This window comes from Pseudomonas sp. HMWF006, assembly GCF_003061205.1.
Taxonomy (GTDB): Bacteria; Pseudomonadota; Gammaproteobacteria; order Pseudomonadales; family Pseudomonadaceae; genus Aquipseudomonas; species Aquipseudomonas monsensis.
The window spans coordinates 919-3189 of the sequence record NZ_QAIU01000273.1; the positions used below are offsets into that span (position 1 = coordinate 919).

Annotated in this window: 2 protein-coding genes and 1 pseudogene; all 3 read right to left on the minus strand. The window is 54.4% G+C overall.

Features of this window, described 5'->3' with window-relative positions; genetic code table 11:
* On the minus strand, positions 1-542 hold a 542-nt coding region (locus DBR24_RS11220), incomplete at its 3' end, for a hypothetical protein (protein WP_218278132.1).
* A 607-nt stretch (positions 543-1149) separates the two neighbouring features.
* Complete coding sequence (locus DBR24_RS11230) at positions 1150-1617, minus strand: hypothetical protein (RefSeq protein WP_128614772.1); 468 nt, start codon at positions 1615-1617, stop codon at positions 1150-1152.
* Between the two features lie 295 nt (positions 1618-1912).
* Positions 1913-2271: pseudogene (locus DBR24_RS31945) on the minus strand (MFS transporter); the annotation flags it as partial.

The following is a 2271-nucleotide window of genomic DNA, read 5'->3' on the forward strand; positions in this document are numbered from 1 at the left end:
TTGTAATAAAGAACTTCCTTCTCATGAGCCTTTGGGAGTGGCAACTCGAACAACACATTGCACAGCCGCGTCACCTGCGTCGGGTCATGAAAGGTTTTTCTCTTCAACTTTAAAATCAATTCATCACGGGGGCAATCGACCTTAAGCCCAAGATAACTCTTGTCTTCGGGCAGAAGATTCTTCAAGTTTGATGCAGCCTTGGTCGCAAGAGCGTAGGACTGGCAGCAAAGGAGAAAAAAATCATGAACCAGTCCCTCATACGCCGAGACCAACCCTACAAGAAGAGTCCCACGTGAAAACCTGTCCTCTGGGCTATCGCTGAGCGTAGGGAACATCTTCTCCAGTGATACGATGCTTGACTTATAACGTTTGAGTATAGATGGTGATCCATCGACTACATCCCACCACGCGAAAGCTTTATCATATGCCGCGCTTTGAATTTCCTCGAATCTGAGAATCTCCTGAATTTCTGCATCTAGAGCATCAAGCTCCCGCATTGACTCATCAATATCGAATTCGTCCTCAATGAATTCCTCTGGCATAGTAATTACTTCCTATCCTTGATAGTGCGTATATTATGTTTTATATAAATCTTAACGCAGACCATTCAATGTTTTAGTTTGATGCAAAGAGACATTTGGCCAGCGCCCTGCATCATGAACGATCCAGTGATGAACATCCAGCCGCCGTCCTGTCCAATATCCTTAAAGATGTATGTGTTGGTCGCTACGTGGAATAAAACCTGCATCTATGGCTTGGCAGCAATGCAGCAGAAGTCAGCCGCTGCTGGAGGGGGGGGCAGCATCCCGGCTTCAGCTTTCGTTTCATTATATCCCGGAGCCTAAATCTGTCCGCTTTTGGCCGAAAGCTGCCGCTAAAAAACGCTAGCAACCCACACGCCAGTTTGTACATTTGCGGTTCAAAGACTTGAGTCCGACCGCACCGTTAAATTGCGGACAAGTCTTTTGCAAAGCGCTCAACCTGGCTAGGGAGGACCAACAAAGATCCATTTATTTGCCAGTCGCAGTCGTCATCTGACGTTGAACCCGAGTAGACGCGCAAGAACACCAAACCCGGGAAATGAGGATCTAAACAGGCCGAGAGTGCAAAATCTTCGCTCTCTGAAAGCCACTCTTTGGAGCCCCCTTCCTAATTCCCCACCCTCATCGACAGCGCACCGCAGTCCACAGCGGTGGTGCACACAATAGTTTGGGCAATGATGAACCCGAAGCCGGCTCCCAAAAATGCGATGCCCGCGACGACCCACGGCAATGTCGCATTCACACGGAATCTCAATAACCAAGCAGACACACTGGTGCCGACGACCAGTCCCGGGACAGAAAACAAATGCCCCAGCCCAACGAGGCCGCCATCACGGCCCGAGCTGGATATGATCGCCATATAGACCAGAAGCGTACCAGCCGCTGCGGCTGTCGCTCCGGTTAGAAACAGGGCCCGGGCACGTAGAATCAGGCCTGGAAGCAAGGTCACCACTGGTACCAGCGTGAGGTACCAGTAGCCTAAGTGGAGCGTGTTCCCGGCACCTGAGGCGTATGCCAGAACAAGCGCCACCAAAACCATTGAACAGACGAGGTCATCCCTGAAGCTCATTTTCATTCACTTGAATCGCCATAAGCGCCGACAGTGCTCAAAGATTAGCTGATCGTACAAGCTTCGCTCATTGGCTCAATAAGGGCGGTGTCGCACCATCACTCGCTTGCCTGCAGACGCCTCAACCTCCCCTTCCACCGCCGCCCGTCGCTCGCTCTCTGAAACAAACCGCCGCGAGTGAACAAGCTCCCCTGAGCGCCGGAAGTTTCGGTAGTACACCACCGGATTGCCCCGTGGCGCATACAGCGCGAAACCGCGCACGGCGGCTTCAGGCCGAACCGCTGAGCGAAGGCTGATCGCCTCAGGCTGTCGCGTTCGATTCGGGCAGATGCACTTCAGTGGCGCTGCGCCCCGCCAGCCAGGCGAGTACGGCGGCGGCGACCAATACGGTTGCGCTGAGTTCGAAGGTGGCTTTGTAGCCGCTCAGATCAAAGGCCAGGCCGCCGATGATTGCCCCGGCGGCGATCGCCAGTTGCACGATGGCCACGAGCAAGCCGCCGCCGGCTTCGGCATCATCCGGGAGTGTTTGCGCCAGCCATGTCCACCATCCAACCGGCGCGGCAGTCGCGACCAGCCCCCACAGTCCGAGGAGGACGGCGGTCAGCAACGGCGATGCGCCGAAGTTCACCAGCGCCAGTGCGATGGCCGCCATGATCAGCG